23 protein-coding genes and 1 riboswitch are annotated in these 26,834 nt (G+C 44.6%); of the genes, 18 read left to right on the top strand and 5 right to left on the bottom strand.

All coding sequences use genetic code 11. The annotated features are described in order from the left end of the window. Nucleotides 1–125 precede the first annotated feature (125 nt). Complete coding sequence (locus H5181_RS16865; protein WP_182751581.1) at nucleotides 126–2,042, bottom strand: propionyl-CoA synthetase; 1,917 nt, start codon at nucleotides 2,040–2,042, stop codon at nucleotides 126–128. A gap of 318 nt (nucleotides 2,043–2,360) precedes the next feature. Between H5181_RS16865 and H5181_RS16860 the strand changes: the two genes are divergently transcribed. From H5181_RS16860 to H5181_RS16825, 8 genes are all read left to right on the top strand, one after another. Next, complete coding sequence (locus tag H5181_RS16860) at nucleotides 2,361–2,771, top strand: MerR family DNA-binding transcriptional regulator (RefSeq protein ID WP_182751580.1); 411 nt, start codon at nucleotides 2,361–2,363, stop codon at nucleotides 2,769–2,771. Between the two features lie 125 nt (nucleotides 2,772–2,896). Continuing rightward, on the top strand, nucleotides 2,897–4,066 hold the full coding sequence (locus H5181_RS16855) for an isovaleryl-CoA dehydrogenase (protein ID WP_182751579.1): 1,170 nt from the start codon (nucleotides 2,897–2,899) through the stop codon (nucleotides 4,064–4,066). 89 nt (nucleotides 4,067–4,155) lie between these two features. Continuing rightward, complete coding sequence (locus H5181_RS16850) at nucleotides 4,156–5,763, top strand: carboxyl transferase domain-containing protein (RefSeq protein ID WP_123881506.1); 1,608 nt, start codon at nucleotides 4,156–4,158, stop codon at nucleotides 5,761–5,763. A gap of 38 nt (nucleotides 5,764–5,801) precedes the next feature. Continuing rightward, nucleotides 5,802–6,614: an enoyl-CoA hydratase-related protein gene (locus H5181_RS16845; protein WP_182751578.1), complete on the top strand. Its 813-nt coding sequence runs from the start codon at nucleotides 5,802–5,804 to the stop codon at nucleotides 6,612–6,614. A gap of 2 nt (nucleotides 6,615–6,616) precedes the next feature. Next, nucleotides 6,617–8,647: an acetyl/propionyl/methylcrotonyl-CoA carboxylase subunit alpha gene (locus tag H5181_RS16840; RefSeq protein ID WP_182751577.1), complete on the top strand. Its 2,031-nt coding sequence runs from the start codon at nucleotides 6,617–6,619 to the stop codon at nucleotides 8,645–8,647. Continuing rightward, nucleotides 8,648–9,538 (top strand): hydroxymethylglutaryl-CoA lyase, encoded by an 891-nt coding sequence (locus H5181_RS16835; RefSeq protein ID WP_182751576.1) that lies wholly within the window; start codon nucleotides 8,648–8,650, stop codon nucleotides 9,536–9,538. 66 nt (nucleotides 9,539–9,604) lie between these two features. Next, a complete protein-coding gene (locus H5181_RS16830; RefSeq protein ID WP_182751575.1) occupies nucleotides 9,605–10,309 on the top strand; it encodes a CoA transferase subunit A in 705 nt (234 codons plus the stop codon). A 13-nt stretch (nucleotides 10,310–10,322) separates the two neighbouring features. Then, nucleotides 10,323–10,979: a 3-oxoacid CoA-transferase subunit B gene (locus tag H5181_RS16825; protein WP_011638182.1), complete on the top strand. Its 657-nt coding sequence runs from the start codon at nucleotides 10,323–10,325 to the stop codon at nucleotides 10,977–10,979. 138 nt (nucleotides 10,980–11,117) lie between these two features. Here H5181_RS16825 and H5181_RS16820 read toward each other — a convergent pair whose 3' ends face one another. Next, nucleotides 11,118–11,999, bottom strand: a complete 882-nt coding sequence (locus H5181_RS16820) for a universal stress protein UspA (RefSeq protein WP_011638183.1) — start codon at nucleotides 11,997–11,999, stop codon at nucleotides 11,118–11,120. A 1,230-nt stretch (nucleotides 12,000–13,229) separates the two neighbouring features. Here H5181_RS16820 and H5181_RS16815 point away from each other — a divergent pair. The 10 genes from H5181_RS16815 to H5181_RS16770 all read left to right on the top strand — a co-directional run bounded on the left by H5181_RS16815 (nucleotide 13,230) and on the right by H5181_RS16770 (nucleotide 22,835). After that, nucleotides 13,230–13,784 (top strand): Na+/H+ antiporter subunit E, encoded by a 555-nt coding sequence (locus tag H5181_RS16815; RefSeq protein ID WP_259397072.1) that lies wholly within the window; start codon nucleotides 13,230–13,232, stop codon nucleotides 13,782–13,784. A gap of 178 nt (nucleotides 13,785–13,962) precedes the next feature. Further along, the gene (locus H5181_RS16810) at nucleotides 13,963–14,241 is read left to right on the top strand and encodes a monovalent cation/H+ antiporter complex subunit F (protein ID WP_123776255.1); all 279 of its coding nucleotides are present in this window, start codon (nucleotides 13,963–13,965) and stop codon (nucleotides 14,239–14,241) included. Next, complete coding sequence (gene mnhG, locus H5181_RS16805) at nucleotides 14,228–14,527, top strand: monovalent cation/H(+) antiporter subunit G (RefSeq protein WP_182751574.1); 300 nt, start codon at nucleotides 14,228–14,230, stop codon at nucleotides 14,525–14,527. The genes H5181_RS16810 and mnhG overlap by 14 nt, the downstream gene beginning before the upstream one ends. Beyond that, on the top strand, nucleotides 14,515–14,847 hold the full coding sequence (locus tag H5181_RS16800; RefSeq protein WP_182751573.1) for a DUF4040 domain-containing protein: 333 nt from the start codon (nucleotides 14,515–14,517) through the stop codon (nucleotides 14,845–14,847). The genes mnhG and H5181_RS16800 overlap by 13 nt, the downstream gene beginning before the upstream one ends. Nucleotides 14,848–15,020: 173 nt before the next feature. After that, nucleotides 15,021–15,677 carry a hydrogen gas-evolving membrane-bound hydrogenase subunit E gene (mbhE, locus tag H5181_RS16795; protein ID WP_182751572.1) on the top strand — a complete coding sequence of 219 codons (657 nt, stop codon included), beginning with the start codon at nucleotides 15,021–15,023 and terminating at the stop codon, nucleotides 15,675–15,677. Further along, a complete protein-coding gene (locus H5181_RS16790; RefSeq protein ID WP_011638189.1) occupies nucleotides 15,677–15,985 on the top strand; it encodes a Na+/H+ antiporter subunit C in 309 nt (102 codons plus the stop codon). Before mbhE ends, H5181_RS16790 begins: the two co-directional genes overlap by 1 nt. 289 nt (nucleotides 15,986–16,274) lie before the next feature. Continuing rightward, nucleotides 16,275–17,720, top strand: a complete 1,446-nt coding sequence (locus H5181_RS16785) for a complex I subunit 5 family protein (protein WP_182751571.1) — start codon at nucleotides 16,275–16,277, stop codon at nucleotides 17,718–17,720. Next, on the top strand, nucleotides 17,720–19,213 hold the full coding sequence (locus H5181_RS16780) for a complex I subunit 5 family protein (protein ID WP_102037116.1): 1,494 nt from the start codon (nucleotides 17,720–17,722) through the stop codon (nucleotides 19,211–19,213). The genes H5181_RS16785 and H5181_RS16780 overlap by 1 nt, the downstream gene beginning before the upstream one ends. Beyond that, nucleotides 19,213–20,514 carry a proton-conducting transporter membrane subunit gene (locus H5181_RS16775; RefSeq protein ID WP_182751570.1) on the top strand — a complete coding sequence of 434 codons (1,302 nt, stop codon included), beginning with the start codon at nucleotides 19,213–19,215 and terminating at the stop codon, nucleotides 20,512–20,514. The genes H5181_RS16780 and H5181_RS16775 overlap by 1 nt, the downstream gene beginning before the upstream one ends. Before the next feature lie 530 nt (nucleotides 20,515–21,044). After that, a complete protein-coding gene (locus H5181_RS16770; protein ID WP_182751569.1) occupies nucleotides 21,045–22,835 on the top strand; it encodes an acyl-CoA dehydrogenase C-terminal domain-containing protein in 1,791 nt (596 codons plus the stop codon). A 74-nt stretch (nucleotides 22,836–22,909) separates the two neighbouring features. Here H5181_RS16770 and H5181_RS16765 read toward each other — a convergent pair whose 3' ends face one another. The 3 genes from H5181_RS16765 to H5181_RS16755 form a co-directional block, all read right to left on the bottom strand. Beyond that, complete coding sequence (locus H5181_RS16765) at nucleotides 22,910–23,488, bottom strand: thymidine kinase (protein WP_182751568.1); 579 nt, start codon at nucleotides 23,486–23,488, stop codon at nucleotides 22,910–22,912. Nucleotides 23,489–23,647: 159 nt separating this feature from the next. Continuing rightward, nucleotides 23,648–25,204: a Na+/H+ antiporter NhaC family protein gene (locus tag H5181_RS16760; RefSeq protein WP_011638195.1), complete on the bottom strand. Its 1,557-nt coding sequence runs from the start codon at nucleotides 25,202–25,204 to the stop codon at nucleotides 23,648–23,650. An 82-nt stretch (nucleotides 25,205–25,286) separates the two neighbouring features. Then, a riboswitch (Lysine riboswitch) is annotated at nucleotides 25,287–25,503 on the bottom strand. Nucleotides 25,504–25,909: 406 nt separating this feature from the next. Beyond that, entirely contained in the window at nucleotides 25,910–26,833 is a 924-nt protein-coding gene (locus H5181_RS16755; RefSeq protein ID WP_182751567.1) for an electron transfer flavoprotein subunit alpha/FixB family protein, read from the bottom strand. Nucleotide 26,834: the final 1 nt, after the last annotated feature.

Genomic DNA, 26,834 nt, shown 5'->3' with positions numbered 1-26,834 from the left:
CTCAATCTGTTTATTAGGATATAACATCTTGTCACAATAGAAAAAACCATAAAAACACAGGTTTTTTATGGTTTCGATTAACAATCATCGCGTCTTATACTAGGGTTAATTATTGAAGAGTAACATCATGTTAATTTAGTAGTTAGTGCATTAGCATAACCCATTCTAGTCAACGCATTGCGAACAATATCCAAGGTTTGTGGGTCTTCAATCGTTGCTGGCATGGTGTACTCTTGATTGTCAGCAATTTTACGCATTGTGGCTCGTAATATTTTTCCAGAGCGAGTTTTAGGCAACTTTTGCACAGCACTGACTAACCTAAATGAAGCCACTGGACCAATTTCATGACGTACCAGTGCAAGTAACTCTTTATAAAGAGCTTCATCTGATAAGGTCACACCGTTTTTAAGTACCACTAATCCAAGGGGCACCTGGCCTTTCAGTTTATCTTGCACACCAATTACCGCGGCCTCAGCAACGGCTTCATGCTGACATAAGACCTCTTCAAATCGACCGGTAGATAAACGGTGTCCGGCAACATTTATGATGTCATCAATTCTGCTCATAATGTATAAATAACCATCTTCATCGACGTAACCAGCATCTCCAGTTAAGTAATAACCAGGATACATAGACAAGTAACTGTCAATATAGCGTTTATCATTTTGCCACAAGGTCGTTAATGTGCCTGGTGGTAAAGGCTGCTTTATCACCACATTACCACTTTCATTAGGAGCCACTTGTTGCCCCATGGCATCAAGAATCTCCACTTGGTATCCAGGTACTGCGCGCGCAGGCGATCCGGCTTTAATCTCTATCGGATCGGTGCCTATCAAATTTGCCGCGACTGGCCAACCGGTTTCGGTTTGCCACCAATGATCAATTACAGGTTTACCTAACTGCTGCTGACTCCAATTTAAGGTGTCAGGATCGCAACGCTCCCCCGCTAAATACATTTGCTTCAGACAAGTTAAATCAAATTGTTTAATAAACTCGCCGTCAGGATCTTCTCGTTTTATGGCACGAATAGCTGTGGGGGCGGTAAAAAAGCTACGAACATTTTTTTGCTCGATAATACGCCAAAATGCACCGGCATCGGGAGTACCAATAGGCTTACCTTCGTACATTATGGTCGTCGCACCCACAAGCAATGGCCCATAAACAATATATGAATGCCCTACCACCCAGCCAACATCAGATGCCGCCCAAAAAACATCGCCAACACCAATGTCATAAATGTGTTTCATCGACCATGCTAATGCGACTGCATGGCCACCATTATCACGTACTACACCTTTAGGTTGACCAGTGGTACCAGAGGTATATAAAACATATAAAGGATCGGTCGCATCGAGCGACACGCAATCAGCGTCAGGCGCACCCACCAGTGAATTGTACCAATCCAGATCTCTTGGTGACTGTAGTTGTGCTTGATATTCAGTACGGTTTAAAATAATGCAGTGATCGACTTGATGTTGTGCTTGAGATAATGCGTCATCGAGTAAAGGCTTATACGGTACGACACCAGAAGGCTCAATACCGCATGAAGCAGACAGAATTAACTTGGGTTTTGCATCGTTAATACGAGTCGAAAGCTCATTGGCGGCAAAACCACCAAATACCACAGAATGAATTGCACCAATCCGTGCACATGCCAGCATGGCATAGGCGGTTTCTGGCACCATTGGCATATAAATAACCACTCGGTCGCCTTTTTCGACGCCAAGAGACACCATCAATCCAGCCAAGCGTTTAACTTGAGCCAACACAGATTGATAGCTAATAGAGTATTCGTTGTGCGTCACAGGACTAATATAGTGAATTGCAGTTTGCTCGCCTCGCCCAGCTAATACATGGCGGTCAACGGCATTGAAGCAGGTGTTCATCTTACCATCAGCAAACCAACGATAAAACGGTTTGTCGCTGTCATCTAATACCTTTTTTGGCGCAACATCCCAATGAATGGATTTTGCCGCTTGTTGCCAAAATACTTCAGGCTCGGCTATCGATTGTGCGTGCATTGATAGTCCTAACTCAGCCATATTGTTCTCCGTTAATCAGCGTTCATTAAATTGATTATGAGCAGAATTTATCAAATAGCCCTATTAGACCAAGGGATAATAGCGTTGCATAATGCGAGAAATACCTTTAATTTCAATCGAGTGTTTAACTTAAGCAGAACAAATGACAAATATAAAAAAATACAAAACAGAACAGACGGTTAAGGTATAATCATGGTATAAGTGGCAAGCAAAATTAACACAATATCCACAGTTTAAAAGCTGAAACAACCGCACCAAACTTTACCTTTACGTAAACTTCATATATCTTGCATCAAAAGAAACACTTTTGGTGACATGATGAGCACAACCCACATTCCTCAATCAACATATTCAATCAGTGACTTATCAAAAGAATTTGATATCACCACCCGCAGTATTCGTTTTTACGAAGACCAAGGCTTGATTAAACCTAAGCGTCGCGGGCAAACCCGAATTTACAGTCTGAAAGACCGAGTGCGCTTAAAACTTATTTTACGCGGCAAACGCCTTGGATTTTCGTTAGCAGAAACACGACGTTTATTTGAACTTTACGACGCGGATAAAAGCAGCTCAACTCAACTACAAACTATGCTTGATTTAGTGAACGACAAAAAATCAGCTCTTCAACAACAAATGGACGACATTAAAGTCGTGCTAATGGAGCTAAATTCAGCCGAACAACAGTGCAAAGCGGCATTAGCCGACAATTCGACTAAGAAAGCCAAATAACAACAAAAAATAACTGGCTGACTCAATTCAGCCAATAGCTTTGCCCCACTGCCAAAAACGCAACCATAAAGCGTTGGCAGCAAATGTTTTACCAGACCATAAAAAATTCAACAGGACACATGAAAATGAGCGATTTATATACCAGTTTAAACTTCGGTTTAGGTGAAGATGTTGACATGTTACGTGACGCCGTTCGTGGTTTTGCCGCCAACGAAATTGCCCCCATGGCCGCCCAAGTCGATATCGACAATGAGTTCCCTAATCAGTTATGGCCAGTACTTGGCGAGATGGGTTTATTAGGTGTTACTGTTGATGAGCAATATGGCGGCGCTAACATGGGCTATCTGGCTCACGTGGTGGCAATGGAAGAAATCTCCCGCGCATCAGCCTCTATTGGGTTAAGTTATGGTGCTCACTCAAACTTATGTGTGAACCAAATTAACCGTAACGGTAATGACGCTCAAAAAGCTAAATACTTACCAAAGCTTGTCAGTGGCGAACACATTGGTGCACTTGCCATGAGCGAACCCAATGCCGGTTCTGATGTAGTGTCAATGAAACTGCATGCTCGCAAAGAAGGTGACCGTTACATCCTTAACGGCAATAAAATGTGGATCACTAACGGTCCTGATGCCCATACCTATGTTATTTACGCCAAGACCGACTTGGAAAAAGGCGCACATGGCATTACCGCATTTATCGTTGAGCGTGGATCGAAAGGATTTAGCCAAGCACAAAAACTCGACAAGCTAGGTATGCGCGGTTCAAACACCTGTGAATTAGTGTTTGAAGACTGTGAAGTGCCAGAAGAAAACATCTTAGGCGGCCTCAACAATGGCGTAAAAGTGCTAATGAGCGGCCTTGATTACGAACGAGTGGTGTTGTCTGGTGGGCCATTGGGCATTATGTCTGCTTGTATGGACATCGTAATCCCGTACATTCATGAACGCGAACAATTCGGTAAATCGATTGGTCAATTCCAACTAGTGCAAGGCAAGTTAGCCGATATGTACACGGGTATGAACGCTGCCCGCGCTTATGTTTACAGTGTGGCTAAATCTTGTGACCGTGGTGAAACCACTCGTAAAGATTCCGCTGGCGCTATTTTGTACAGTGCAGAACTTGCCACTAAAATGGCCTTAGATGCCATTCAATTACTGGGCGGAAATGGCTATGTGAATGAATACGCAACTGGCCGTTTATTACGTGATGCTAAGCTTTACGAAATTGGTGCAGGCACCTCTGAAATTCGCCGCATGTTAATTGGTCGCGAATTGTTTAACGAGTCAAAGTAACTAGCATTCCAGTACGAAGGCGGCATATCAAGCGTGTCATGTCGCCTTAATCAAGCCCCCCTATTTTTTGCTTCATTAAGGATATAGAAATGACGCAACTGAGCAGCCGTATCAATCCTCGCAGTGACGAATTTAAAGCCAAGTCAGACAGCATGACGTTATTGGTCGATGATCTTCAACAAAAACTAAAAAAAATCGAACAAGGTGGCGGCCCTGTCGCCTTAGAGCGCCATTTATCTCGTGGTAAATTATTGCCACGCCAGCGCGTTGAAAAGCTGCTCGACCCGGGTTCACCCTTCTTAGAAATATCGCAATTTGCCGCTTACGAAGTCTATGACGAAGAAGTTCCAGCCGCTGGTGTCATTGCTGGTATCGGCCGCGTCAGTGGTGTTGAGTGCATGATTATCGCCAACGACGCCACCGTAAAAGGCGGTACTTACTACCCTATTACCGTGAAAAAGCATCTACGTGCGCAAGACATCGCCAGCCGTTGCCACTTACCGTGTATCTACTTAGTCGATTCAGGCGGCGCTAATTTACCCCGCCAAGATGAAGTATTTCCAGATCGCGATCATTTCGGCAGAATTTTTTATAACCAAGCGCAAATGTCAGCCAAAGGTATTCCGCAGATTGCAGTCGTCATGGGCTTGTGTACCGCAGGCGGCGCCTACGTTCCTGCAATGGCCGATGAGTCTATTATTGTTAAAGATCAAGGCACCATCTTTTTAGCCGGACCTCCATTAGTGAAAGCAGCGACAGGTGAAGAAGTCAGTGCAGAAGAGCTTGGCGGTGCAGAAGTTCATACCAAAATATCCGGTGTTGCCGATCATTTAGCACAAAATGACGACCACGCGCTTGAGCTTGCTCGCCGTGCAGTACTGCGTCTTAATCATCAAAAAGAAATCAAAAGCTTATTAAGCCCAGTCAAACCACCTAAGTTCGATATCAATGAATTGTACGGCATTGTCGGTACCGATCTTAAAAAGCCGTTTGATGTAAAAGAAGTCATTGCCCGAGTAGTTGATGACTCTGACTTTGACGAATTTAAAGCCAACTACGGGGCAACCCTAGTGTGTGGTTTTGCGCGTATTCACGGTTACCCAGTTGGTATTGTGGCCAATAACGGCATTTTGTTTTCTGAGTCGGCGCAAAAAGGCGCTCATTTCATTGAACTGTGTTGCCAACGTAAAATTCCGCTGTTATTCCTACAAAATATTACCGGCTTTATGGTGGGTAAAAAGTACGAACACGAAGGCATTGCTAAACATGGTGCCAAAATGGTGACCGCAGTGTCTTGTGCCAACGTGCCTAAATTTACCGTGATTATCGGTGGCAGTTATGGCGCGGGTAACTACGGCATGTGTGGGCGCGCATTCGAACCGACCATGATGTGGATGTGGCCTAACGCGCGTATTTCGGTCATGGGTGGCGAACAGGCTGCTGGCGTATTAGCCACAGTGCGCCGCGATGGTTTAGCCCGAAAAGGCGTCGAATGGTCTGCAGAAGATGAGCAAGCCTTCCGTAAACCAATTGTTGAGCAATACGAAAAAGAAGGTCATCCGTATCATGCCAGTGCCCGACTTTGGGATGATGGCATTATTGATCCGGCACAAACGCGTGACGTGGTCGGCTTAGCCTTATCGGCAGCATTAAATGCTCCTATTGAAGATACCCGCTTTGGGGTGTTCCGCATGTAATTGTGCGGTTAATTCAGCTAATTAAGGAGTAATAAATAATGTTATCAAACCAATATAAGTTCATTGAATACCGCCTAGAACAAGGGGTGGCAGAGCTGATTTTAAACCGAGTTGAAGTGCATAATGCCTTTGATGAAGTGATGATTAGCGAGATGATCCAGGCTATCGAACACTTTGCCAAAGACAGTCAATGCAATATGTTGATATTACGTGCTAATGGCAAAAACTTCAGTGCTGGCGCCGACCTCAATTGGATGCGCAAACAAGCACAAATGGACTTTGACCAAAACCTCACTGATGCCCACCAGCTTGCCAAACTGATGCATGTGTTAGACAAGTTTCCAAAACCAACTATTGCCTTAGTACAAGGCGCAGCCTTTGGTGGTGCATTAGGGCTGATTTGCTGCTGCGATATTGCCATTGCCAACACTCGCGCCAGTTTTTGCTTAAGCGAAGTGAAATTGGGTCTTATCCCTGCGGTAATTAGCCCGTATGTGGTTCGTGCTATGGGTAATCGCCAATCACGCCGCTTTATGCTGACTGCTGAACGCTTTAGTGCTGATGTTGCCTTAACCCATCAAGTCATTCACGAAGTTAACGATGACTTAGATGCAGCTGCGGCACCTTTTATAACCGCATTTAATGCCAATAGCCCTCAGGGCATGGCATGGGCAAAAAATCTCGTATCGCATTTAGAAAACGGCGTGATTGACGACGCTACGCTCAATTTTACCAGCGAGCAAATTGCTCGTATTCGTGTATCAGATGAAGGTCAAGAAGGCCTTAATGCTTTCTTTGAAAAACGCACGCCTACATGGCAAGCCGCTAAACCTGATCCACAAGGAGCCTAATAATGTTTACCAAATTACTGATTGCTAACCGTGGTGAAATTGCTTGCCGTATTATTAAAACGGCTCAAACCATGGGTGTTCGCACCATTGCCCTATATTCTGATGCCGACAAAGATGCGCGTCATGTGGCAATGGCGGATGAATCGTTTTACCTAGGCGGCAGCGCCCCTGCCGACTCATATTTAAAAGCTGATTTAATTATTGAGATAGCTAAAAAATCGGGTGCGGAAGCCATTCACCCTGGTTACGGTTTTTTATCAGAAAATGCCGAGTTTGCCCGTAAATGTGAGCAAAATGGCATCGCCTTTGTCGGACCTGGTAGCGATGCGATTGATGCCATGGGCAGCAAAAGTGCCGCCAAAGACATCATGTCAAAAGCCAATGTGCCCTTAGTGCCGGGTTATCATGGCGACGATCAAACGGATGCTACGTTAATAGCAGAAGCCAAAGCTGTTGGCTTCCCGTTGCTGATTAAAGCAGCCTATGGTGGTGGTGGTAAAGGAATGCGCATCGTTGAAAACGACGGTGAAATTCTTGAAGCTATTAAATCCGCACGCCGTGAAGCCAGCTCGTCATTTGGCAATGACAGACTGTTAATGGAACGCTACCTACGTCAACCACGTCATGTTGAAGTGCAAGTGTTTGCCGACACTCAAGGCAACGCTATTTACTTATCAGACCGTGACTGCTCAATTCAACGTCGCCATCAAAAAGTGGTTGAAGAAGCACCAGCCCCCGGTTTGTCAGACGAACTACGAGCTCAAATGGGGAACGCCGCCGTTGCTGCCGCCAAAGCCATTGATTATGTTGGCGCGGGCACCGTTGAGTTTTTACTCGATACCGATAATAGCTTCTACTTCATGGAAATGAACACCCGTTTGCAAGTAGAGCATCCGGTTACCGAAATGGTGACTGGCCAAGACTTAGTAAAATGGCAGCTAGTTGTCGCCAGTGGTGGTGAATTACCGCTACGCCAAGATGAAGTGCGTATTCATGGTCATTCATTTGAAGTGCGAATTTACGCTGAAGATCCGCAAAACGAATTTTTACCTGCCAGCGGTAAGCTCAATTTTTTACGTGAACCAGAACAAAATCGTCACGTGCGTATCGATTCAGGTATTCGTGAAAACGATGTCATCAGTAACTTTTATGACCCGATGATCGCCAAGCTGATTGTATGGGATGAGTCGCGCCCTCGCGCACTGCAACGTTTAGTACACGCACTTGAGTCATACCAAATCAGTGGCCTTAAACATAACATCGAGTTTTTAGCCAACATTGCTGAACACCCAGCTTTTGCTGCGGCAGACTTCTGTACTGACTTTATTGAGCGTTATGGCGACACCTTAATTGGTGACGCTGCTATTGAAGCAGATACCGCGTTAGCACTAGCAGGACTTTTTCAAGTACTGTCACGTAAACAAGCAGCAAAAGCGTTGGCCATAAACAGCGCAGACCCGTATTCACCTTGGGGCCTCGTGAGCGGCTTTAGACTCAACAGTTCAAGCGTGCATCGTGTGTCGTTATTAACTGACGCATCCGCCGAAGTACAACAGCATGACTTGCTACTGACTGCCGTTGGCGAACAATATCAATTGTGTTTACATGACCAAATGTTGACGTTAGCGGGTGAACTTAAAGCCGATTTACTTTTAGCTGAGATTAATGGCCATAAGAGCAAAATTCCTGTTAGCCATCAAGGTGATGACTTTACGTTATTTTTACCTTCAGGCAGTTATCACTTTAAAGCCATATTGGCTCAAGTGATTGAAGAAGTGATTAACCATGCAGATAAGCTTAAAGCACCAATGAATGGCACTGTTGTGACTCATTTAGTGGAAGTGGGCCAGCAAGTTAAAGCAGGCCAAGGTTTATTAGTGATGGAAGCCATGAAAATGGAATACACCATCGAAGCGCCGTTTGATGGCGTGGTGAGCGAGTTTTACTTCCAAAGCGGTGAGCTTGTCAGTGACGGTGCACAACTATTAAACGTTGAACCATTAGCCTCTGAAGCTAACGTCGAGGAAGCGTAAATGTTACCGACTAAAGTGAGCATTTTTGAAGTTGGCGCGCGTGACGGTTTACAAAACGAAGTGCCGGTGACCACTGCAGACAAACTCACGCTAATCACTCAACTTGGTGATGCAGGTATTAAGCGTATTGAAGCCGGCAGCTTTGTGTCACCTAAGTGGGTGCCACAAATGGCCGATTCTGATGCTGTATTGCAGCAACTCAAACGACAAGCTGGTGTGGTTTACAGTGCATTAACCCCTAACCTAAAAGGCTTTGAACTAGCGTTAGCGGCTGGCGCTGATGAAGTGGCTATTTTTGGCGCAGCATCAGAAAGTTTTAGTCAAAAAAATATTAATTGCTCAATCGATGAGTCAATCGAACGCTTTATTCCGTTAATGGAAGCCGCCAAAAAACATGGGATTGCAGTGCGTGGCTACGTGTCTTGTGTGCTGGGTTGTCCATACGAAGGCGACATTGATGTGAGAGAAGTCGCGAGAGTATCTGAGATCCTTTATAAAATGGGGTGTTATGAAATCTCATTAGGCGACACCATCGGTGTTGGCACTCCCAATAAAGCGCGACAGATGCTTGAGGCTGTCGCTAAAGTGGTTCCTGTTGATAAGTTAGCTTTGCATTTTCACGACACATACGGCCAAGCGTTAGCCAACATACTTGCCTGCCTTGAAACCGGTGTCAGCGTGTTTGATGCTTCAGTTGCTGGTCTTGGTGGTTGTCCATATGCAAAAGGTGCGTCGGGCAATCTCGCCACAGAAGATTTGGTGTATATGCTTCATGGCATGGGGATTGATACCGGTATTGACCTCGCTAAGCTTGCACTGGCGGGCAATACCATTAGCCGCGTGTTGGGGCGCGCTAATGGGTCTAAAGTGGCAAATGCAATCAGAACATAATCACATATACTCACTGGGGTGAGGCAAAACACTCACCGTTGTGAACATAACAATAAGGACAACAAGATGGCAGGATTCAATAAAGTCGTCCACAGCTATGACGAAGCACTAGCAGGACTAAATGACAACATGACCATTATGGTCGGCGGATTTGGTTTATGTGGTATTCCTGAAGGTTTAATTAACCACATGGTTAAATTGGGTGTAAAAGGCTTAACCGCTATTTCAAACAACGCTGGTGTTGATGATTTTGGTTTAGGTTTGTTACTTAAACAACATCAAATTTCGACCATGATAGCCTCTTATGTTGGCGAAAATGCCACCTTTGAACAACAAATGTTGTCTGGTGAGCTTAATGTCATTCTCACGCCACAAGGCACATTGGCTGAAAAAATTCGTGCTGGCGGCGCGGGTATTCCGGCATTTTTCACCGCGACAGGTTACGGAACGCCGATTGCTGACGGTAAAGAAACCCGCGAAATTAAAGGCTGTCACTACGTATTAGAAGAATCATTGACGGCAGACTTTGCTTTAGTTCGCGCCTGGAAAGCCGACACTATGGGTAATTTGGTGTTTCGCAAAACCGCCGCTAACTTCAATCCAATGATGGCCACCGCAGGTAAAATTACCGTGGTTGAAGCTGAAGAGATTGTTGAACCAGGTGAGTTAGATCCAAACCATATTCATACACCGGGTATTTATGTTGATCGCGTTATCAAAGCCAGCTTTGAGAAACGAATTGAGCAACGTACCGTCAAAGCTGCGAAATAAGGGAGACAACACCATGGCACTGACCAGAGAACAACTTGCCCAGCGCGTAGCAAAAGAATTACAAGACGGTTTTTACGTTAATTTAGGTATTGGGATCCCTACCCTTGTGGCTAACTATATTCCTCAAGGCATGCAAGTGATGCTGCAATCTGAAAACGGTTTACTCGGCATGGGCGAGTTTCCAACCGAAGAAAACATTGATGCCGACCTTATCAACGCCGGCAAACAAACAGTCACTGCAGTTGCTGGGGCGTCATTCTTTTCATCAGCAGAAAGCTTTGCGATGATCCGTGGCGGCCACGTAGATCTTACCGTGTTAGGCGCATTTGAAGTTGATGTTAACGGCTCTATCGCCTCATGGATGATCCCAGGAAAACTGATTAAAGGCATGGGCGGTGCAATGGATTTAGTCGCTGGCGCTGATAATATTATTGTCACCATGATGCATGCAGACAAATACGGTAATTCAAAATTATTATCAAAATGTGAACTGCCATTAACCGGTTATGGTTGCATTAAACGTGTAATGACAGATTTGGCCTTTATGGAAATTAAAGATGGCGCATTCCATTTACTTGAACGTGCCCCTGGCGTGTCTGTTGAAGAGATCGTCACAAAAACCGCGGGTAAGTTAGTGGTACCAGAGCATGTGCCAGAAATGACCTTTTAATTAATCTTAAACGGTTAATATAACAAAGCCCGCCACTCTGGATATACTCAGTGATGCGGGCTTTTTGTATTTTTTAAAATGACAACTAACTAAAAGTACCTATCGCTTCGTTGGTGTGACCGTTAATTTGCAGAAAACCTACAAGGTTAAAGGCGCAAGCAATTGATCATCTGCTGGAATAATCAATACGTTACTGCGCATGCGCTCTAAAACCAACTCGGCAGTATTGCCTATAATCCGTCCTAATAATCCTTCTCGCTGCCGAGCACCAATCACAAAATATTTACTCTTCAATCTGCAGGCTAGCTCAAACAAGCACAGCTCAGGCTCACCAGCAATAATATGGATACACTCAGGATCCATATTAAATTTAGCAATCTGTTTTTGATGATCTTTATATGCCTTTTTAACAAGAGCATGTGTATCAATCAAATCCATATCTCGTAATATTTTGGGTACCCTAAGCACAAAAGCTAAATGTAATTTGGTCCCTGTAGCTTCTGCAAGTTGCTTACCATATGCCACCACAACGCTATTGAGCTGTTGTTTAATAGGATCATGAGTAGCAAGATCGACAGCCATCAACGTTGCGTTGCCCTTAGTGAGTGGATTACTGGTTAATAATAATAACGGGATCCGCGTATGGCGTATCAACTGCCAGTCAGTGGGTAAATAATGGTCGGCATGATGTACAGCCTTCACCATAAGATCAAACCCATGACGAATAGAATGATGACAGGCATGTTCAAATAAATATTTGCTCCACACCATGTGTACCGGAATATCTTCACCTTTAAGATCCACGAGATGCTGCTTTAATTCAGCTTCTCGTTGATCCATTAACTGTTTTTGAGCAACGCTGACTAAACGAGGGTTATAACTTTCAGGACCACTAAAATAAGCATAAGAATAAGCAAAGACTTCCGCATTTTTGTTCAATTGCTTTGCCAGTTGCAAACCGCTGGCTACTGCGTCGGTATGCGCCTGTTCCATTTGTGCAATAATAAACACTTTGTCCATTTAAATCTCCTTATACAAGCCAATTTTTACTGTGCAAAACGCTTGAAAAAAAATCAATTTACTCCATTAAACAAACATCTATCGGTAAGCTTAACAAAGCTGATGAGTAGGCTGCCCCAACTAATTATCTCGCTAATACTCCACTAGCAAAAATGAAGTTAAAAAACTGAGCAAAACATGAGCAAGGAACTATTTTTAGATTAGCCAATAGCGTAAGTTTGTGCTCAAGTATCGGTACAAAAGTTGATCGAAATCAACTTTCGTAAAGCAATATGAATCGATTATATATTAACCAACTTAGCGCAGAGATATGGCAATAGACAACTTTTTTATGTCACTCATTCTGGTTGCTGGTAGAGTTTTGGATGAACTTTGTGACCGACAGAGAGGCCAATCGCAGTAGGAGAAGCCACTGCGAGATTAATACTCCAATGGAATGCTTTTTTGAAGCCTGAAGTAAAAAAGGATTCCGATATGTGGTTGTTCCAGTTTTTCGGAAGCCGATAAAAAGGTCAAAATTACAGTACCTGATATTACAGTGATACTACGCTACTCAATATAATGATGGGCTGATGCCAAATTAATCTAAATGTTTATATTGGAATGCTCCTAAATCCTTGGCCAATAATTGTTGACCACTACCTTTGGTTCTTCCCTTTAATACACGGTGATGTTCTCAAATGGTGGTATTAAAAAAATGTGATCAGGTGATAACTAACACTATGAATATATAAACTTTTTTAGTTTCCACCACATTGAAGAAAAATAATTTTTGATGATGCAGTAAGCAATTAAATACCATAATATTCGTCACTCGAAGTTATAAATAAATTGGTCTATCTGGACAGGAATTCTCTGAAGTGCGCTAGGTTCCATTACATAAATGTAGGTAAATATTGCTTCTATCAATAACTAGAAGTAACTAAATTAAAAAGCTTTCTGGTCATTTAATTATATAAATAGCACTAGCAACGTTCACTTTTGGTGGAGTCCAATTGTACCCATTCAGAAATACTACGAACTAAACGGGATCACCATCTACACTTTGTGTGGAGAACGATAAATAATTGCGCCACCATGAATAATCGAGCATTTTACAAAGCATATTTAGTAAATTAGCAGTTCATAGATTGGCTGCTGTCGCTGGTTAGGAGAAGTAAGGGTTGCTCCTGATAATGATGCCGTATATGGATGTATAACACTATATAACGAAATGATTCTAGGGGATAAATGATGAGTAGATTATCAAGTAAAAGCTGGTTGAACGATTTGATGAATATTCATTTTCGAATAGCATGGTTTCGTGTGGTTGCTTTTGCCTTTATGTGGGTAATGCTTACTGAGGGGTCAGTAAACTCATGGTTGGTTGGCGCTCCGATAGTGCTCGTTGCTACGTTGATAAGTATGGTACTGGTATCTCCTTTTTCCTGCTCGGTGATTCACTCTGTACGCTTCGTGCCTTTTTTTATTTGGAACTCACTTCGTGGTGGTGCCAATGTAGCGTGGTGCGCATTAAATCCAAAAATTCCCATAGCCCCGGGCCTAATTGATTTCCCCTTACGTCTGCCACCAGGAATATCCCGTGTATTCATGGCTAATACTGTCAGTCTGCTACCGGGTACATTGAGTGTCAATTTGGGGAAAAACCATTTAAAAGTTCATGTGCTTGATACACGAAAAAATGTGTTGTCGGAACTAATGACGTTAGAAAAAATAGTTGCCAAAATGTTCAATATCTCTTTGCACGATGGAAAAGGAGATGAATGCAATGAAAATATTTTATAAAAGGTTTTGCCTGCTGGAAACAACGAAGTTGGCGTGCAAGAGCTGGAATGTATTAGATGTATATGGCTTTATTATGGGGAATACTGCGGAATCAATCCTGAATCAGATTAATTGCTTCCTAAACGCAATCAAACCACTAGGCCTTAAAACGCCTGCTAAATTGGACGATTAAATCCGTATGCAAACTCTATATGTCTCACTGGCTTTGTTCCTTTTACTGAACCTCATTGTTGGAATGTGGAGGGTGTTACGCGGCCCCACGGCAGCTGATCGCATGTTAACGGCACAGTTATTTGGCACCACATCAGTGGCGGTAATGTTATTACTGGCTCAAGCGACAGACAAACCAGCTCTTCATGATGTGGCATTAGTATTCGCCTTACTTGCTGCGGTAACCGCGGTAACCTTTGTCCGGCGAGTCTGGGGCGATAGGGAGACAAAGCATGACACTCATTAATGTCCTATCCAGCATCCTACTCTTCACTGGGGGCGCCTTCTTCCTAGCAGGCACTCTGGGCTTATTGCGATTTCCAGATGTATACACTCGCTTGCATGCTTTGACCAAAGCCGACAACGTGGGTCTGGGTCTGGTGGTCGCAGGATTAGCAGTTCAGGCACAAAGCTGGGTCATCGTTGGGAAATTGCTACTTATCTGGGCTTTTGTGATGCTTGCCAGTGCAACCACTTCCCATTTGATTGCAAGACGTGCATTGCAGCGAGGTATCAAGCCTTGGAAACGTTAAGCCTCCTTTACTGGGGGTTTGATAGCCTGTTAGTAATCGGCTTATTTTACCTAGCCTGGCAAGCTCTCGCCAGCCCAGATATGTTCAAATCGATTGTGCTGTTTATCAGTTTCGGATTATTAATGACTTTAGCTTGGGTAAGGCTCAATGCTCCTGATATCGCTCTGGCTGAGGCGGCTATTGGCGCAGGCCTGACTGGCGCCCTGTTACTGGCCGCGTATGCGCGGCTAAAGGATCCCCGTGTTGATGAGTCTAACAGTGAGGAAGCGCAGCCAATTATTCCGCATAAATCGATTGAAGGTGATACAAATGATGAGTAAAAAGATACTTGGATACTCGAATCAGTATGAACCTGATGCTAATAATATGTCATTGATAGATATTGGCAGCATTATGACTCCTCTTCCCCTCGTCAGAAATTTCTGTGTGGTTTCCTTTTATAAGCTGCTATCCAGCCAACGTCAGGTGGCAGCTCAAAATAAGGAGAGATAATATGGATATAAGACCTTGGTTATTGTTGCCACTATTGCTGGTGCTCGGTGTTGTGCTCAGTTATGCCGTATTGTCTATACCTGATCCTGCGCAAGAGCTGCCAACAATGCTGACCGACAACATGACGATCAGTGGTGCACACAATCCTGTGAGTGCGGTGCTGCTAAACTTTCGTGGTTACGATACTTTGCTGGAGATGGGAGTCTTACTGGCAGCTATACTTGGCGTATGGTCTCTGGACGAAATGCCCACTTATCGCGGATCAGCCCCGGACCAGATTCTGGACATCATGTCTCGTCAGCTGATTCCCGTGTTTATTTTGGTGGCCGGTTACTTAGTGTGGGCAGGAGCTGATGCACCGGGGGGAGCTTTTCAGGCCGGCGCTTTACTGGGTGCGGCAGGTGTACTGCTACGGCTTTGCGGATGGCGGGTAAACAATCGTTACTCAGGCCTTCCGTTGAGAGTGCTATTAGTCTTGGGTCTAGCTATGTTTGTCATGGTAGGTACGGGGGCGTTGCTGATCGGAAGTGAATTTTTGCGATACCCTCCCACTGTGGCCAGTGAGCTGATGTTGATTATCGAATCTGCAGCTACCCTCTCCATTGGCGCAACATTGGCAGCACTGTTCCTCGGTGGACGGCCAAAGGGAGAAGAATAATGAGCAATATTTACCTCTATGCACTGCTTGGCGTGGGTTTGTTCATTTTAGGTATATATTCCTTAATCGTTTACGCTAATTTGTTGCGCAAAATACTGGCTATCAATGTGATGTGCACCGGGGTGTTTCTGGTTTTGGTATCGTTGGCTTCCCGTAATCATAATGTCCAACCAGATCCTGTACCTCATGCCATGGTCATTACCGGTATCGTGGTGGCCGTATCAGCCACTGCGTTGGCGCTCATTTTGATGTTAAAAATAAATAAGGCAATTGGGAAAAGCGAATTCCCCGACAAAGATTGTGAATGAGACCTCGGAACCCAGAACAGAGAAAATATAGGCCATTTCATATTGTCTCAATGATTGAGTGCCGTAAAAACTAAATAACCAAAAATGACAACATAGCAAGAAAGGACTACCAAACTAAATTAGCGGAATATTTATGCTTCACCCCGGCGCCCTATTCAATAACATAGCCTTGTTTGCAACTGGCTAAGTGAATAAGCGCCGATGAGTGATAATGCAAACAGCGTGCGTGTAAAGAGCTCTTCACTAATATTGGGCAGGCACTGAATACTAAAAAGGACAAGATTGCTGCATGGAGTTAATTTTGGAGCAAATCCCGTGGATTGTGATGCCGATCATCTTCCCCTTGATAGGGAGTATGGCTTGCTTCCTGTTTCCGGCAAAAGCGAAGTCACTGGGTCTGCTGACTTCCTTGGTTGTTTTGGCATGTGTGACTAGGCTCGGCTGGCAACTCAAAGCACTAGGATCGCTGCGCTACCCTATGGGTGGTTGGGGGGCGCCATTGGGCATCGACCTTTACGCAGATGGTCTGAGTCTACTAATGCTATTGATGGCGGCACTGGTAGGTTTAGGTATCAACATCTATTCCAGCAGTTATTTCAGTCGCGACAAAGCGAGGCATTTTTGGCCGTTGTGGTTATTCCTGTGCGGGGCGCTCAATGCATTGTTTCTGTCAGCAGATATCTTCAATCTCTATGTCACACTGGAATTACTGGGATTAACGGCAGTGGCCCTTGTGGCATTAGCAGGTGGCGCCGACGCCTTGATTGCAGCAATGCGTTATCTATTGGTAAGCCTACTGGGCTCCTTGTTCTATCTGTTGGGCGTTGCCCTTATCTACCACAGTGTTGGTAGTCTGGACATTGCAATACTAGCACAACGAGTAGAACCGTCACCTGCGATGTGGGCGGCGGTGGGATTGATAAGTACCGGCCTACTGCTCAAAACAGCGCTTTTCCCAATGCATTTTTGGTTACCGCCCGCCCATGCTTCAGCCCCAGCCCCCGTGAGTGCGCTTATGTCCGCATTGGTGGTCAAAGCTTCCTTCTATATTCTGCTACGCATGTGGCTGGAGTTCTTTCAAACGCAGGGGGGGGCATTCGCTAATTTTCTGGGACTGCTCGGCGCCGCGGCCGTCCTTTGGGGCGGAATTCAAGCACTGCGCCAAACACGGCTAAAATTACTTATTGCCTACTCGACAGTATCACAACTGGGCTATCTGTTTTTGGCTTTTCCGTTGGGGACGAGCATTGCCTGGAAGGGAGCACTATATATGTTATTTTCCCATGCTATGGCTAAGGCGGCGATGTTCATGGCGGCGGGTAATATTCAGTTTTTTGCGGGACATGACCGCATAGCGGAGCTCGGCTCAATAACCCAACGTCTGCCGCTGACATTGACGGCATTCGCCCTAGCGGGTATCAGCCTTATGGGGCTACCGCCCAGCGGTGGATTCATTGGCAAGTGGTTATTACTGCAGGCATCAATAGAATCCGGACAGTGGTGGTGGGGAATTATTCTGCTCCTTGGTGGATTTCTGGCCGCTGGCTATGTATTCAAAGTCATTGCTCATGTGTTTACTCATGACGAACCAACAAGCCGAACGGTAACATTACCGGCCACGATGGAGTGGAGCGCTTTGGGGTTGGCTTTAATAGCAGTGCTCTTGGGCTTGTTCACATACTGGCCGCTGGCAATGTTAGAAATGGGTTCCCCCTTTGGCACAGGACATAGCTGATGAATTGGAGTACGGCGCTACCCTTGTTGATCCTCACCAGCTCTTTCTTGCCGGGGCTGATAATTTTCTGCTTGCCCGAGGATCGTGTCGTCACCCGCACAATGCTTAATCTGGCAGGTGCGCTATTTAAGATTGTGCTGGTCGGGGGAATGTTTTGGGGCATATTACATGGCTATCATTTTGAGGCTCGTCTAACCCTCTTACCAGGACTCGATTTGGTTCTGCGTTCTGGCCCATTGGCGATGCTTTTCGTGACACTTTCTTCCGGACTGTGGCTGGTCACTACCGTTTATGCCGTTGGATATCTGGAGGGTTCACCTCATCGCAGCCGCTTTTTTGGCTTCTTCAGTCTGTGTGTTACTGCCACGACAGGTGTTGCCCTTGCGGGGAATTTGATTACCTTCCTGCTATTTTATGAACTACTTACTCTTTGCACTTACCCACTGATCGTACACCGCGGAACCGAAATCGCACGCCAGGCCGGCAGAAATTACCTTATCTACACTATCATCGGAGGCGCATTGCTACTGCTGTCTTCTGTGTGGTTGTATACGCTTGCCGGCACTCTGGAGTTCACCAACCGCGGTTTTTTGTCCGGTCTTGATGCCTCTTTGCACCCAACGCTGATGATAATCTTCTGCTTGTTGATTGCCGGATTGGGGGTAAAAGCGGCTTTGGTCCCCCTACATGGCTGGTTACCGCAGGCCATGGTTGCCCCAGCGCCTGTAAGTGCGCTGCTGCACGCCGTGGCAGTGGTAAAGGCGGGCGCATTCGGCATAATACGGGTTGTTTACGATGTGTATGGCATTGAGTTTGCCAACAGTTTGGGGCTAACCTTACCCCTAGCAATACTGGCTGCTGTGACCATAATTTATGGCTCGCTGCGCGCCTTATTTCAGGACGAACTTAAACGTCGACTCGCATTTTCTACAGTCAGCCAAGTGTCCTATATAGTGCTAGGCATAGCGCTTGCTAGTCCGATCGCGACGCTGGGAGGACTGATCCACCTGGTGCATCAGGGAGTGCAAAAAATCACCCTTTTTATGTGCGCAGGTAACCTCGCCGAGACCCTAGGGATTCATAAAATCAGCGAGATGAACGGGGTCGGACGTCGGATGCCTTGGACCATGGCGGCATTCACCATTGGCGCCTTCGGTATGATAGGTGCCCCGCCGCTCGCAGGTTTTTTTAGCAAATGGTATCTAGGACTGGGGGCATTGGACGCAGGACAGGGCTGGGTGATATATGTTCTGGCGGTAAGTAGTGCCCTCAATGCCGCCTACTTTTTACCCATATTGTATACTGCTTGGTTTAAGGCCCCTCCCGATAGCTGGCCGGCCGAACGATCTTTTGGAAACAAAGAGACGGCTTGGACATTACTTGTCCCCCCCATAGTTACTGCACTGTTGACATTGGCTTTGGGGCTTTTGGCATTTGCACCGTTTAACCTATTGGAATGGACTCGATTAATTGTGAGTCGAGGATTTGCCTAATGAACGCCATAGTGAGTGTATCCCTACTTTTATCAGCACTAGGCCTGCCGCTGCTGTTGGCGTTCCCTGCACTGCATACTCACCTACCCAGACCAATACATATGGCGCTGTTGCCAGCTGCTACGCTTGTGTTTATTCCTGTGGATTTTGCTATTGAACTGCCCTGGTTTTGGCTGGGCGCTGGGTTGGGTATAGACGCGCTATCCCGTTGGTGGCTGGCTATGTCGGTGGTGGTGTGGGGCGTTGGAGCAGCCTTTGTGCCTACTCCAGCCAAATGTGACGGCTATAATCCACAGACTAGCTTACTGCTATTATTTCTAGTGGGGCAGATTGGCGCAGTGCTGGCAACGGATATGATTGTCTTCTTCAGCTTTACGACTCTGATGAGCTACGCGTGTATTGGCCTCTTGCTTACTCATGGTGACGAAACTACTCGCCGCGCTGGGCGGATATATCTGGTGCTACTGATCCTAGCAGACATCCTGCTATTCGAGGCCGTGATGATGGCCACCGCAACAACAGAATATCTGGACTTCGCTACCCTAACCAAAGCAATGACGCTATCAGAGTCATCATCTTTTTATCTGTCGATGGTAATTGTCGGTATCGCCCTCAAGGTAGGAGTGTGGCCATTACATCGATGGCTATCTTTGTCTTATTACTCGGTTCGGCCGGCGATGGCGCTGCTGTTGTGGCTAGGCCCCGTCGCCACGGGCTTGCTTTGTGGCCTGCGTTGGTTGCCGTTGGGTGAACTTGCCGCACCCATGGCTGGAGCTGTGCTGCTAGCGATCGGCTTTGCGACAATCTTTTATGCCATGCTGTCAGTTTCGCGGGTTCAATGGAAACAGCGACTTATCTGTGTTTTCTTCATTGCGACGGGAAGCTTTGTTATAGGCTTGGGGACGGGGCTGATCAAACCTGCCCTATGGAATCAATATGGAGACTCAGCCCATGTCTTCATTGCCTCTCTAGGATGGGGGCTGGCATTGATGACCGCAGGGCTTGAGTGGTTCAAGGATGAAGGGGAAACATCGGGATCGAGCAATGAGAACCTGACGGAATTGTCTGTAGAGCGTTGGTTTGATGCCTTCATTCGTTGGGGAGGGAGGATGGGAAACGAGACTTTGCCAGAACTTCGCTCTTCATGGTTTGCCAGATGTAAGGGACTCTGGCAACAGCGAGGATGGCAGAACACGTTCGGCACCGGTGAATACTTTTTGCAGCGTTGGTCAATTGCGACCACTCTATTTATACTCTTAGTTATTGTGACTCTGGTTCTTTTGCTGCTGGATGCTATGTAGACTCAGTAAGACAAGTTACTTAATAGAACATAATAAAATTGGATTAGAAGCTGAAGTATCCCTACGAATTTAATAACTAGCTTGTGGATCCTTGATTAAATCTTGCATCATCTTAACTCCTGCTAACCAGTGAGATTTCTGCAGTTTCAAAGACTTATATTTTTAGGGTCTTAAGCTTCAAAATAATTTTGATAGATTAATTTATCACATCTGCTATTCCGAGTTGAAATTATACAAACCGGACAAAAACGATTACGTATTCGTTAGCAAAGCAAAAAAGTTCATCAATACTGAACTTTCCAAAGGTGATTACTGTATTAACAAAGAAGTTAACAACACACATATTTCAGAGTAAACATATCGATACGTTGAATACATATTACTAAGTTTACGTTTACGTAAAAATAATACTGAGTTTTTACTCGAAATTGGGTATGGTTAGATAAATCAACTATCTGATTGGACCAGTAACAAGCTGCATTATGTTGCCGAGACCAAACTAAAATACAACATAACCAAGGAATGATCTTATGCCTATTTACCAAGCTCCTCTTCGCGATTATCAATTCATTCTGTCTGAACTGCTTAATGTCTATAAACAAACTGATTTACGCGGTTTTGATGAAATAGATGCGGATCTCACTGATGCAATTTTGCAAGGTGTTGCCGATTTCAGCACCGACATCATGCTGCCACTCAATGCCAGTGGTGACTTAGAAGGTTGTAAACTGGTTGATGGTAAGGTCATTACCCCTTCTGGGTTCAAGCAAGCTTATAAACAATACGTACAAGATGGTTGGGCAACATTAACCTGTGATCCTGAATTTGGTGGCCAAGGTTTACCTGAAGTTATCGGTACATTCGCAACCGAAATGAAAACCGCCACTAATATGGCGTTTGCCATGTATCCAGGCTTAACCCATGGCGCTTATTCAGCCATTCATGTGCACGGCAGTGATGCGCTAAAGCAAAAGTACTTAGCAAAACTGGTCAGTGGCGAGTGGACTGGTACCATGAACTTAACCGAGTCTCATGCGGGTACAGATTTAGCCTTATTACGTACTAAAGCGGTTCCTGCGGGTGACGATGTATTTGCCATTAGCGGCGAAAAAATCTTTATCTCGTCTGGCGATCACGATCTCGCCGACAACATCATTCATTTAGTATTAGCGCGTTTACCTGATGCACCGGAAGGTGTTAAAGGTATTTCACTATTTGCTGTACCTAAGTTTTTAGTGAATGCCGATGGTAGCTTAGGCGAAGCTAACAAGCTTAGCGCAACAGGTCTTGAGCATAAGATGGGTATTCATGGTAACTCAACATGTGTGATGCATTTTGACGGCGCTATCGGTGAGCTTGTTGGTGCAGCACATCAAGGTCTAAAAGCCATGTTTACCATGATGAACCAAGCACGTTTAGGTGTGGGTATTCAAGGTTTAGGCGTATCAGATATTGCTTATCAAAATGCTCTCGTTTATGCCAAAGAGCGTATTCAAGGCCGTGCATTAAGTGGTGTTAAGCAGCCAGAACAAGCTGCTGACTCATTATTAGTCCATGGCGATGTGCGTCGTATGCTGTTATCACAAAAGTCGTTCAATGAAGGTACACGTGCGTTAATGGGTCAACAAGCACTGTGGCTTGACCAAGTAGAACGTCATACCGATCCAGAAAAAGCCAAACAAGCTAATGCACTTGCGGCATTATTTACACCGATTGTTAAAGGCTTTGTCACCGACCAAGGCTTTAAAGCGTGTGTTGATGCCCAGCAAATCTATGGTGGTCATGGTTATATTAATGAATGGGGTATGGAACAGTTTGTACGTGATATCCGTATTGCAATGATTTACGAAGGCACAAATGGAGTACAAGCACTCGATTTAGTCGGCCGTAAATTACTTAGCGATAAAGGCGCTGCATTAACCTTGTGGTCAGGTATGGTGAAGGAATTAATTCAGCAACACGCGGGTAATGACGCAATGAAACCTTACCTTGCAGGCTTAATGGATGCAGCAGGCGATCTTGAAAAAGCCACCGGTTTTATTGTGCAGTCAGCCAGCAAGAATCCTGATCTTATTGGTGCAGCGTCAATGGCCTATATGCAGTTGTTTGGTATTACAGCGCTAGCGTGGATGTGGGCTCGTATTGCTGCAACATCATTAGCCGCATTAGAAGCAGGTACTGAAGAGACTGGTTTTTACCAAGCTAAACTTAAAACCGCACAATTCTTTATGAGCTATTGGGGCAGCCAAACCCGCAGCTTACGCAAACAAATTGAATCGAGCAGTGCTGATATTGTCGATTTCGCAGAAGCCGATTTTTAATAAATAATGACACACAAAAAAGTCGCATCAATTAACTTGAAGCGGCTTTTTTATTCAGTCTGATTAGGTTTGACTTAATCCCACAAAAACTCACGAAAATGCTTACGACAAACCGACTCGTAACTTTCATTACCGCCAATGGCAACCTGCTCGCCTTCACGCATTGGTTTACCGTCATGATCAAGACGCACGACCATGTTAGCTTTACGGCCACAATGACAAATCGTTTTAAGCTCAACTAATTTGTCGGCCCAGGCTAATAAATATTGGCTACCAGGAAACAATTCTCCTTGGAAGTCATTACGAAGACCGTAGCACAATACAGGAATATCCATATTATCGACCACATGGGTAATCTGCCTCACCTGTTCTTTACTTAAAAACTGGCTTTCATCAATCAATACGCAATGAATTTTTTGCTCATCATTCGACGTCGAAATTAACTCTATTAAATTATCAGTGCTACCGAACACCTGCGCTTCGGTTTCAATGCCGATACGTGATGACACTTTGCCGACACCATAACGATTGTCTATCGATGCCGTCATCACTAACGTGTGCATACCGCGCTCACGATAATTATAAGAAGACTGCAGTAATGATGTTGATTTACCGGCATTCATCGCCGAATAATAAAAGTACAGTTGCGCCAAAATGAAGTGTCCTAACGGTTAATCACATAATACCAGTCATATTACCTTTTTTAACTTAGTAACAACAAACAAAAATGCCGTATTCATCATGAATACGGCATTTCCATCACAGCTTAAATAGAACACTCACCTACATACGCTAGAGCTTAGTTCAAGTGATCACTTCTTAGCCCAGAAATGTAATACAACAACACTAATGACAAACAACATGCTACAGCAAACTAACCCTGCGATTAATGAGCCAGTAAAACCTAATACGGTGTAACCGACCAAGCTAATTAAAGCAGCAATTAAGGCATACGGCAGTTGAGTAACAACGTGATCAATATGATGGCAACTGGCACCGGTTGACGACAATATGGTGGTGTCTGAAATGGGCGAACAATGGTCGCCAAATACCGCACCAGACAACACCGCAGCCAACATTGGTAACATCATCGTGCTGTCACTTCCCATCGCCATGTCTGCGGCAATAGGCAACATAATGCCAAACGTGCCCCAACTTGTACCAGTCGAAAAAGCAGTAATACCCGCTAACAAGAATAACACTGCTGGTAGTAAGGCAAATGGAATATTGTCAGTGGCTAAACTTGCCATGTATTTACCGGTTTCAAGCTGACCAATCACACTCGAAATTGTCCATGCAAAAAGCAATATGTAAATGGCTGGCAACATAGAGCGCGCACCAACCGACATCCCTTTGAGTAACATAGACAAATCAACTTTTTGCTGAATCGCAAGAATTAGCGTCGCAATAAGACCAATTACAGAGCCAAAAAATAGTGACGAGCTAACATCGGTATTCTCAAATGCACCGAGTACATTAAACGGTAAGTCTTTGGTTGCTAACACATCAGCGCCACTTGAAACCATAAAATACACTGTCGCGAATACCAATACCGCGATAGGTAAAAACAAGCCAATCACTTTACCGGTATCGGCTTCAGGTAAGTCTGTGACTGCGCCAGGTGGTTGGCCTTTTGACTCATCAAACAAATTACCACGCAGTGCGTTTAATTCATGCTGACGCATTGGGCCTACATCTAAGCTAAACGTTGCTACACACAGTAATAATAATAACGAGAAAATGGCATAAAAGTTCATTGGGATCATTTGAATAAAGACACTCAAATGGCCAGAATCGGTAAATCCATGGGCAGTTAAAATACCGCCAATTAATGCGATAATGTATGCCCCCCAGCTAGACACGGGAGAAATAACACACACTGGTGCGGCGGTGGAATCAAGAATATAAGCCAATTTGGCACGCGAAATATGGTAGCGGTCAGTGATTGGACGTGAAATCGAGCCGACGACTAAACTGTTAAAGTAATCATCAATAAACACTACGCAGCCTAAAAACATGGTCATTAACTTGGCATCACGTTTATTACGAATACGCAATTTAGCCCAATCAGCAAAAGCACGGGCTGAGCCGCTAACAGTGATTAATGCAGTGATCATGCCCAGCACAATCAAAAAGCCTAGAATGTACACATTCCAACTATTCAGCGCTGCGTCTTTCCAAACTAACTGGCTAGCGGTATTTAAGATATATTCGCCGCTGCTAACCAATGAAAAATCGGTCAGTAATAAGGCGCCGAAAACAATGCCAACCCCTAAAGAGAGCAATACTTTACGAGTTAAAATGGCCAGAGTAATAGCCACAAGTGGTGGCAAAACAGAAAGTGCCGAATCGGCATAACTTATTATCATAATTTAATTATTTCTTCGTTGGATACGAATGGAGAAAAACTAGAAATAAGGCTGAACATACACAGGAAGTGTATGCGTTAACTTAACTAGTAGCACTCCACAGTAATATCCATTTAATATGAATATCATTCTTTTTATCAAGTCGATAAAAACACTATGACAGTGCAGTCCCTTTCGAGAACTGCCCCAACAAATGCGGCTGATAACCCCATTTATTTCGGCATTGCATCCTTTTATGTCGAATTATTGGCATCACCCAATTCAACATGACTTTTATGCAACGCACCTCTACTTTTGTTGTGTGTAGTTAAAGCTCATTACACACAACGCGAACATACAATCATAAATTACATATTCTGCGCCAGTAAAAAGCACTAAACAGAACCACAAATAACAACAACGCCAATTTAAACAACAATTGAACAGCATTAGTTTAACGTTTTTAAATCAAATGCACACTAATGTAATGGACACAAAAACGGCAACCGCATCAAACCGTCGATATTTGAACTGAGTTTTTTAACGTTATCATCAAAATCAGTACTAAAACTAAAACTAAGACTAAATCCAAGACTAGCCCAATAAAAAAGGTTTCTACCGTATAGGTAGAAACCTTTTAATTGAATAACAAAACGTATAATCGTGCTTTAAAGTCGATTGAAAAACTAACGTAATCAACTTCCCACCTAACGAGTTAACGTCAGATTAAACGAGGTTATTCAATGCCGGTATCGCTTCAAATAAGTCGGCAACCAAACCATAATCCGCCACTTGAAAAATAGGGGCTTCAGGGTCTTTGTTAATGGCCACAATCACTTTTGAATCTTTCATACCGGCAAGATGTTGAATCGCGCCAGAAATACCCACTGCAATGTACAAGTCAGGTGCAACAATTTTACCTGTTTGACCTACTTGCAAGTCGTTAGGTACAAACCCTGCGTCAACAGCTGCACGTGATGCACCTACTGCTGCGCCTAACTTATCGGCGAGTTGCTCTAAAATAGCAAAGTTTTCACCGCTGCCCATACCACGACCACCAGACACAATAATGCCTGCATTGCCGAGTTCAGGACGGGCAGATTCAGTAAGTGACTGAGAAACAAACTCAGTTTTTGAATCTATTGCTTGGCTTAAGTTGACGACTTCAGCACTGCCTGTTGATGCTACAACATCAAATGCACTAGAGCGCACTGTCATGACTTTTTTAGCATCTAAGCTTTGCACAGTCGCAAGTGCATTACCCGCATAAATAGGGCGTACAAAAGTGTCACTGCTTACAACTTCAATCACTTCAGATATCTGAGCAACGTCTAATAATGCTGCTACGCGAGGCAATGTATCTTTACCTATACTGGTTGCCGCCGCTAAAATATGTTCGTAATCAGCCGCAATTTCAACAACTAATTTTGATACATTTTCAGCTAATTGAGCGCCATATTGAGCGGCATCTGCCACTAATACTTTACTCACACCCGCTAGACTTTGTGCTGCACTCACCGCGGCAGAACAATCTGCACCAACAACCAGTACATGAATATCACCACCAATGGCTGCTGCAGCGCTAACCACTTTCGCCGTGTCAGTCTTCAAACTGACATTATCGTGTTCTGCTAATACTAAAATGGTCATA

The organism is Shewanella sp. SG44-2, from assembly GCF_014164215.1.
In the GTDB taxonomy this organism is placed as follows: domain Bacteria; phylum Pseudomonadota; class Gammaproteobacteria; order Enterobacterales; family Shewanellaceae; genus Shewanella; species Shewanella frigidimarina.
Note: the sequence above shows the minus strand (reverse complement) of the source record. Positions and strands in the feature narration are given on the sequence as shown.

Bases quoted from the DNA above. Each gene is read 5' to 3' on its own strand.
- H5181_RS16865 (WP_182751581.1), bottom strand. From the start codon at position 2,042: ATGGCTGAGTTAGGACTATCAATGCACGCACAATCGATAGCCGAGCCT.
- H5181_RS16860 (WP_182751580.1), top strand. From the start codon at position 2,361: ATGAGCACAACCCACATTCCTCAATCAACATATTCAATCAGTGACTTA.
- H5181_RS16855 (WP_182751579.1), top strand. From the start codon at position 2,897: ATGAGCGATTTATATACCAGTTTAAACTTCGGTTTAGGTGAAGATGTT.
- H5181_RS16850 (WP_123881506.1), top strand. From the start codon at position 4,156: ATGACGCAACTGAGCAGCCGTATCAATCCTCGCAGTGACGAATTTAAA.
- H5181_RS16845 (WP_182751578.1), top strand. From the start codon at position 5,802: ATGTTATCAAACCAATATAAGTTCATTGAATACCGCCTAGAACAAGGG.
- H5181_RS16840 (WP_182751577.1), top strand. From the start codon at position 6,617: ATGTTTACCAAATTACTGATTGCTAACCGTGGTGAAATTGCTTGCCGT.
- H5181_RS16835 (WP_182751576.1), top strand. From the start codon at position 8,648: ATGTTACCGACTAAAGTGAGCATTTTTGAAGTTGGCGCGCGTGACGGT.
- H5181_RS16830 (WP_182751575.1), top strand. From the start codon at position 9,605: ATGGCAGGATTCAATAAAGTCGTCCACAGCTATGACGAAGCACTAGCA.
- H5181_RS16825 (WP_011638182.1), top strand. From the start codon at position 10,323: ATGGCACTGACCAGAGAACAACTTGCCCAGCGCGTAGCAAAAGAATTA.
- H5181_RS16820 (WP_011638183.1), bottom strand. From the start codon at position 11,999: ATGGACAAAGTGTTTATTATTGCACAAATGGAACAGGCGCATACCGAC.
- H5181_RS16815 (WP_259397072.1), top strand. From the start codon at position 13,230: ATGATGAGTAGATTATCAAGTAAAAGCTGGTTGAACGATTTGATGAAT.
- H5181_RS16810 (WP_123776255.1), top strand. From the start codon at position 13,963: ATGCAAACTCTATATGTCTCACTGGCTTTGTTCCTTTTACTGAACCTC.
- mnhG (WP_182751574.1), top strand. From the start codon at position 14,228: ATGACACTCATTAATGTCCTATCCAGCATCCTACTCTTCACTGGGGGC.
- mbhE (WP_182751572.1), top strand. From the start codon at position 15,021: ATGGATATAAGACCTTGGTTATTGTTGCCACTATTGCTGGTGCTCGGT.
- H5181_RS16790 (WP_011638189.1), top strand. From the start codon at position 15,677: ATGAGCAATATTTACCTCTATGCACTGCTTGGCGTGGGTTTGTTCATT.
- H5181_RS16785 (WP_182751571.1), top strand. From the start codon at position 16,275: ATGGAGTTAATTTTGGAGCAAATCCCGTGGATTGTGATGCCGATCATC.
- H5181_RS16780 (WP_102037116.1), top strand. From the start codon at position 17,720: ATGAATTGGAGTACGGCGCTACCCTTGTTGATCCTCACCAGCTCTTTC.
- H5181_RS16775 (WP_182751570.1), top strand. From the start codon at position 19,213: ATGAACGCCATAGTGAGTGTATCCCTACTTTTATCAGCACTAGGCCTG.
- H5181_RS16770 (WP_182751569.1), top strand. From the start codon at position 21,045: ATGCCTATTTACCAAGCTCCTCTTCGCGATTATCAATTCATTCTGTCT.
- H5181_RS16760 (WP_011638195.1), bottom strand. From the start codon at position 25,204: ATGATAATAAGTTATGCCGATTCGGCACTTTCTGTTTTGCCACCACTT.
- H5181_RS16755 (WP_182751567.1), bottom strand. From the start codon at position 26,833: ATGACCATTTTAGTATTAGCAGAACACGATAATGTCAGTTTGAAGACT.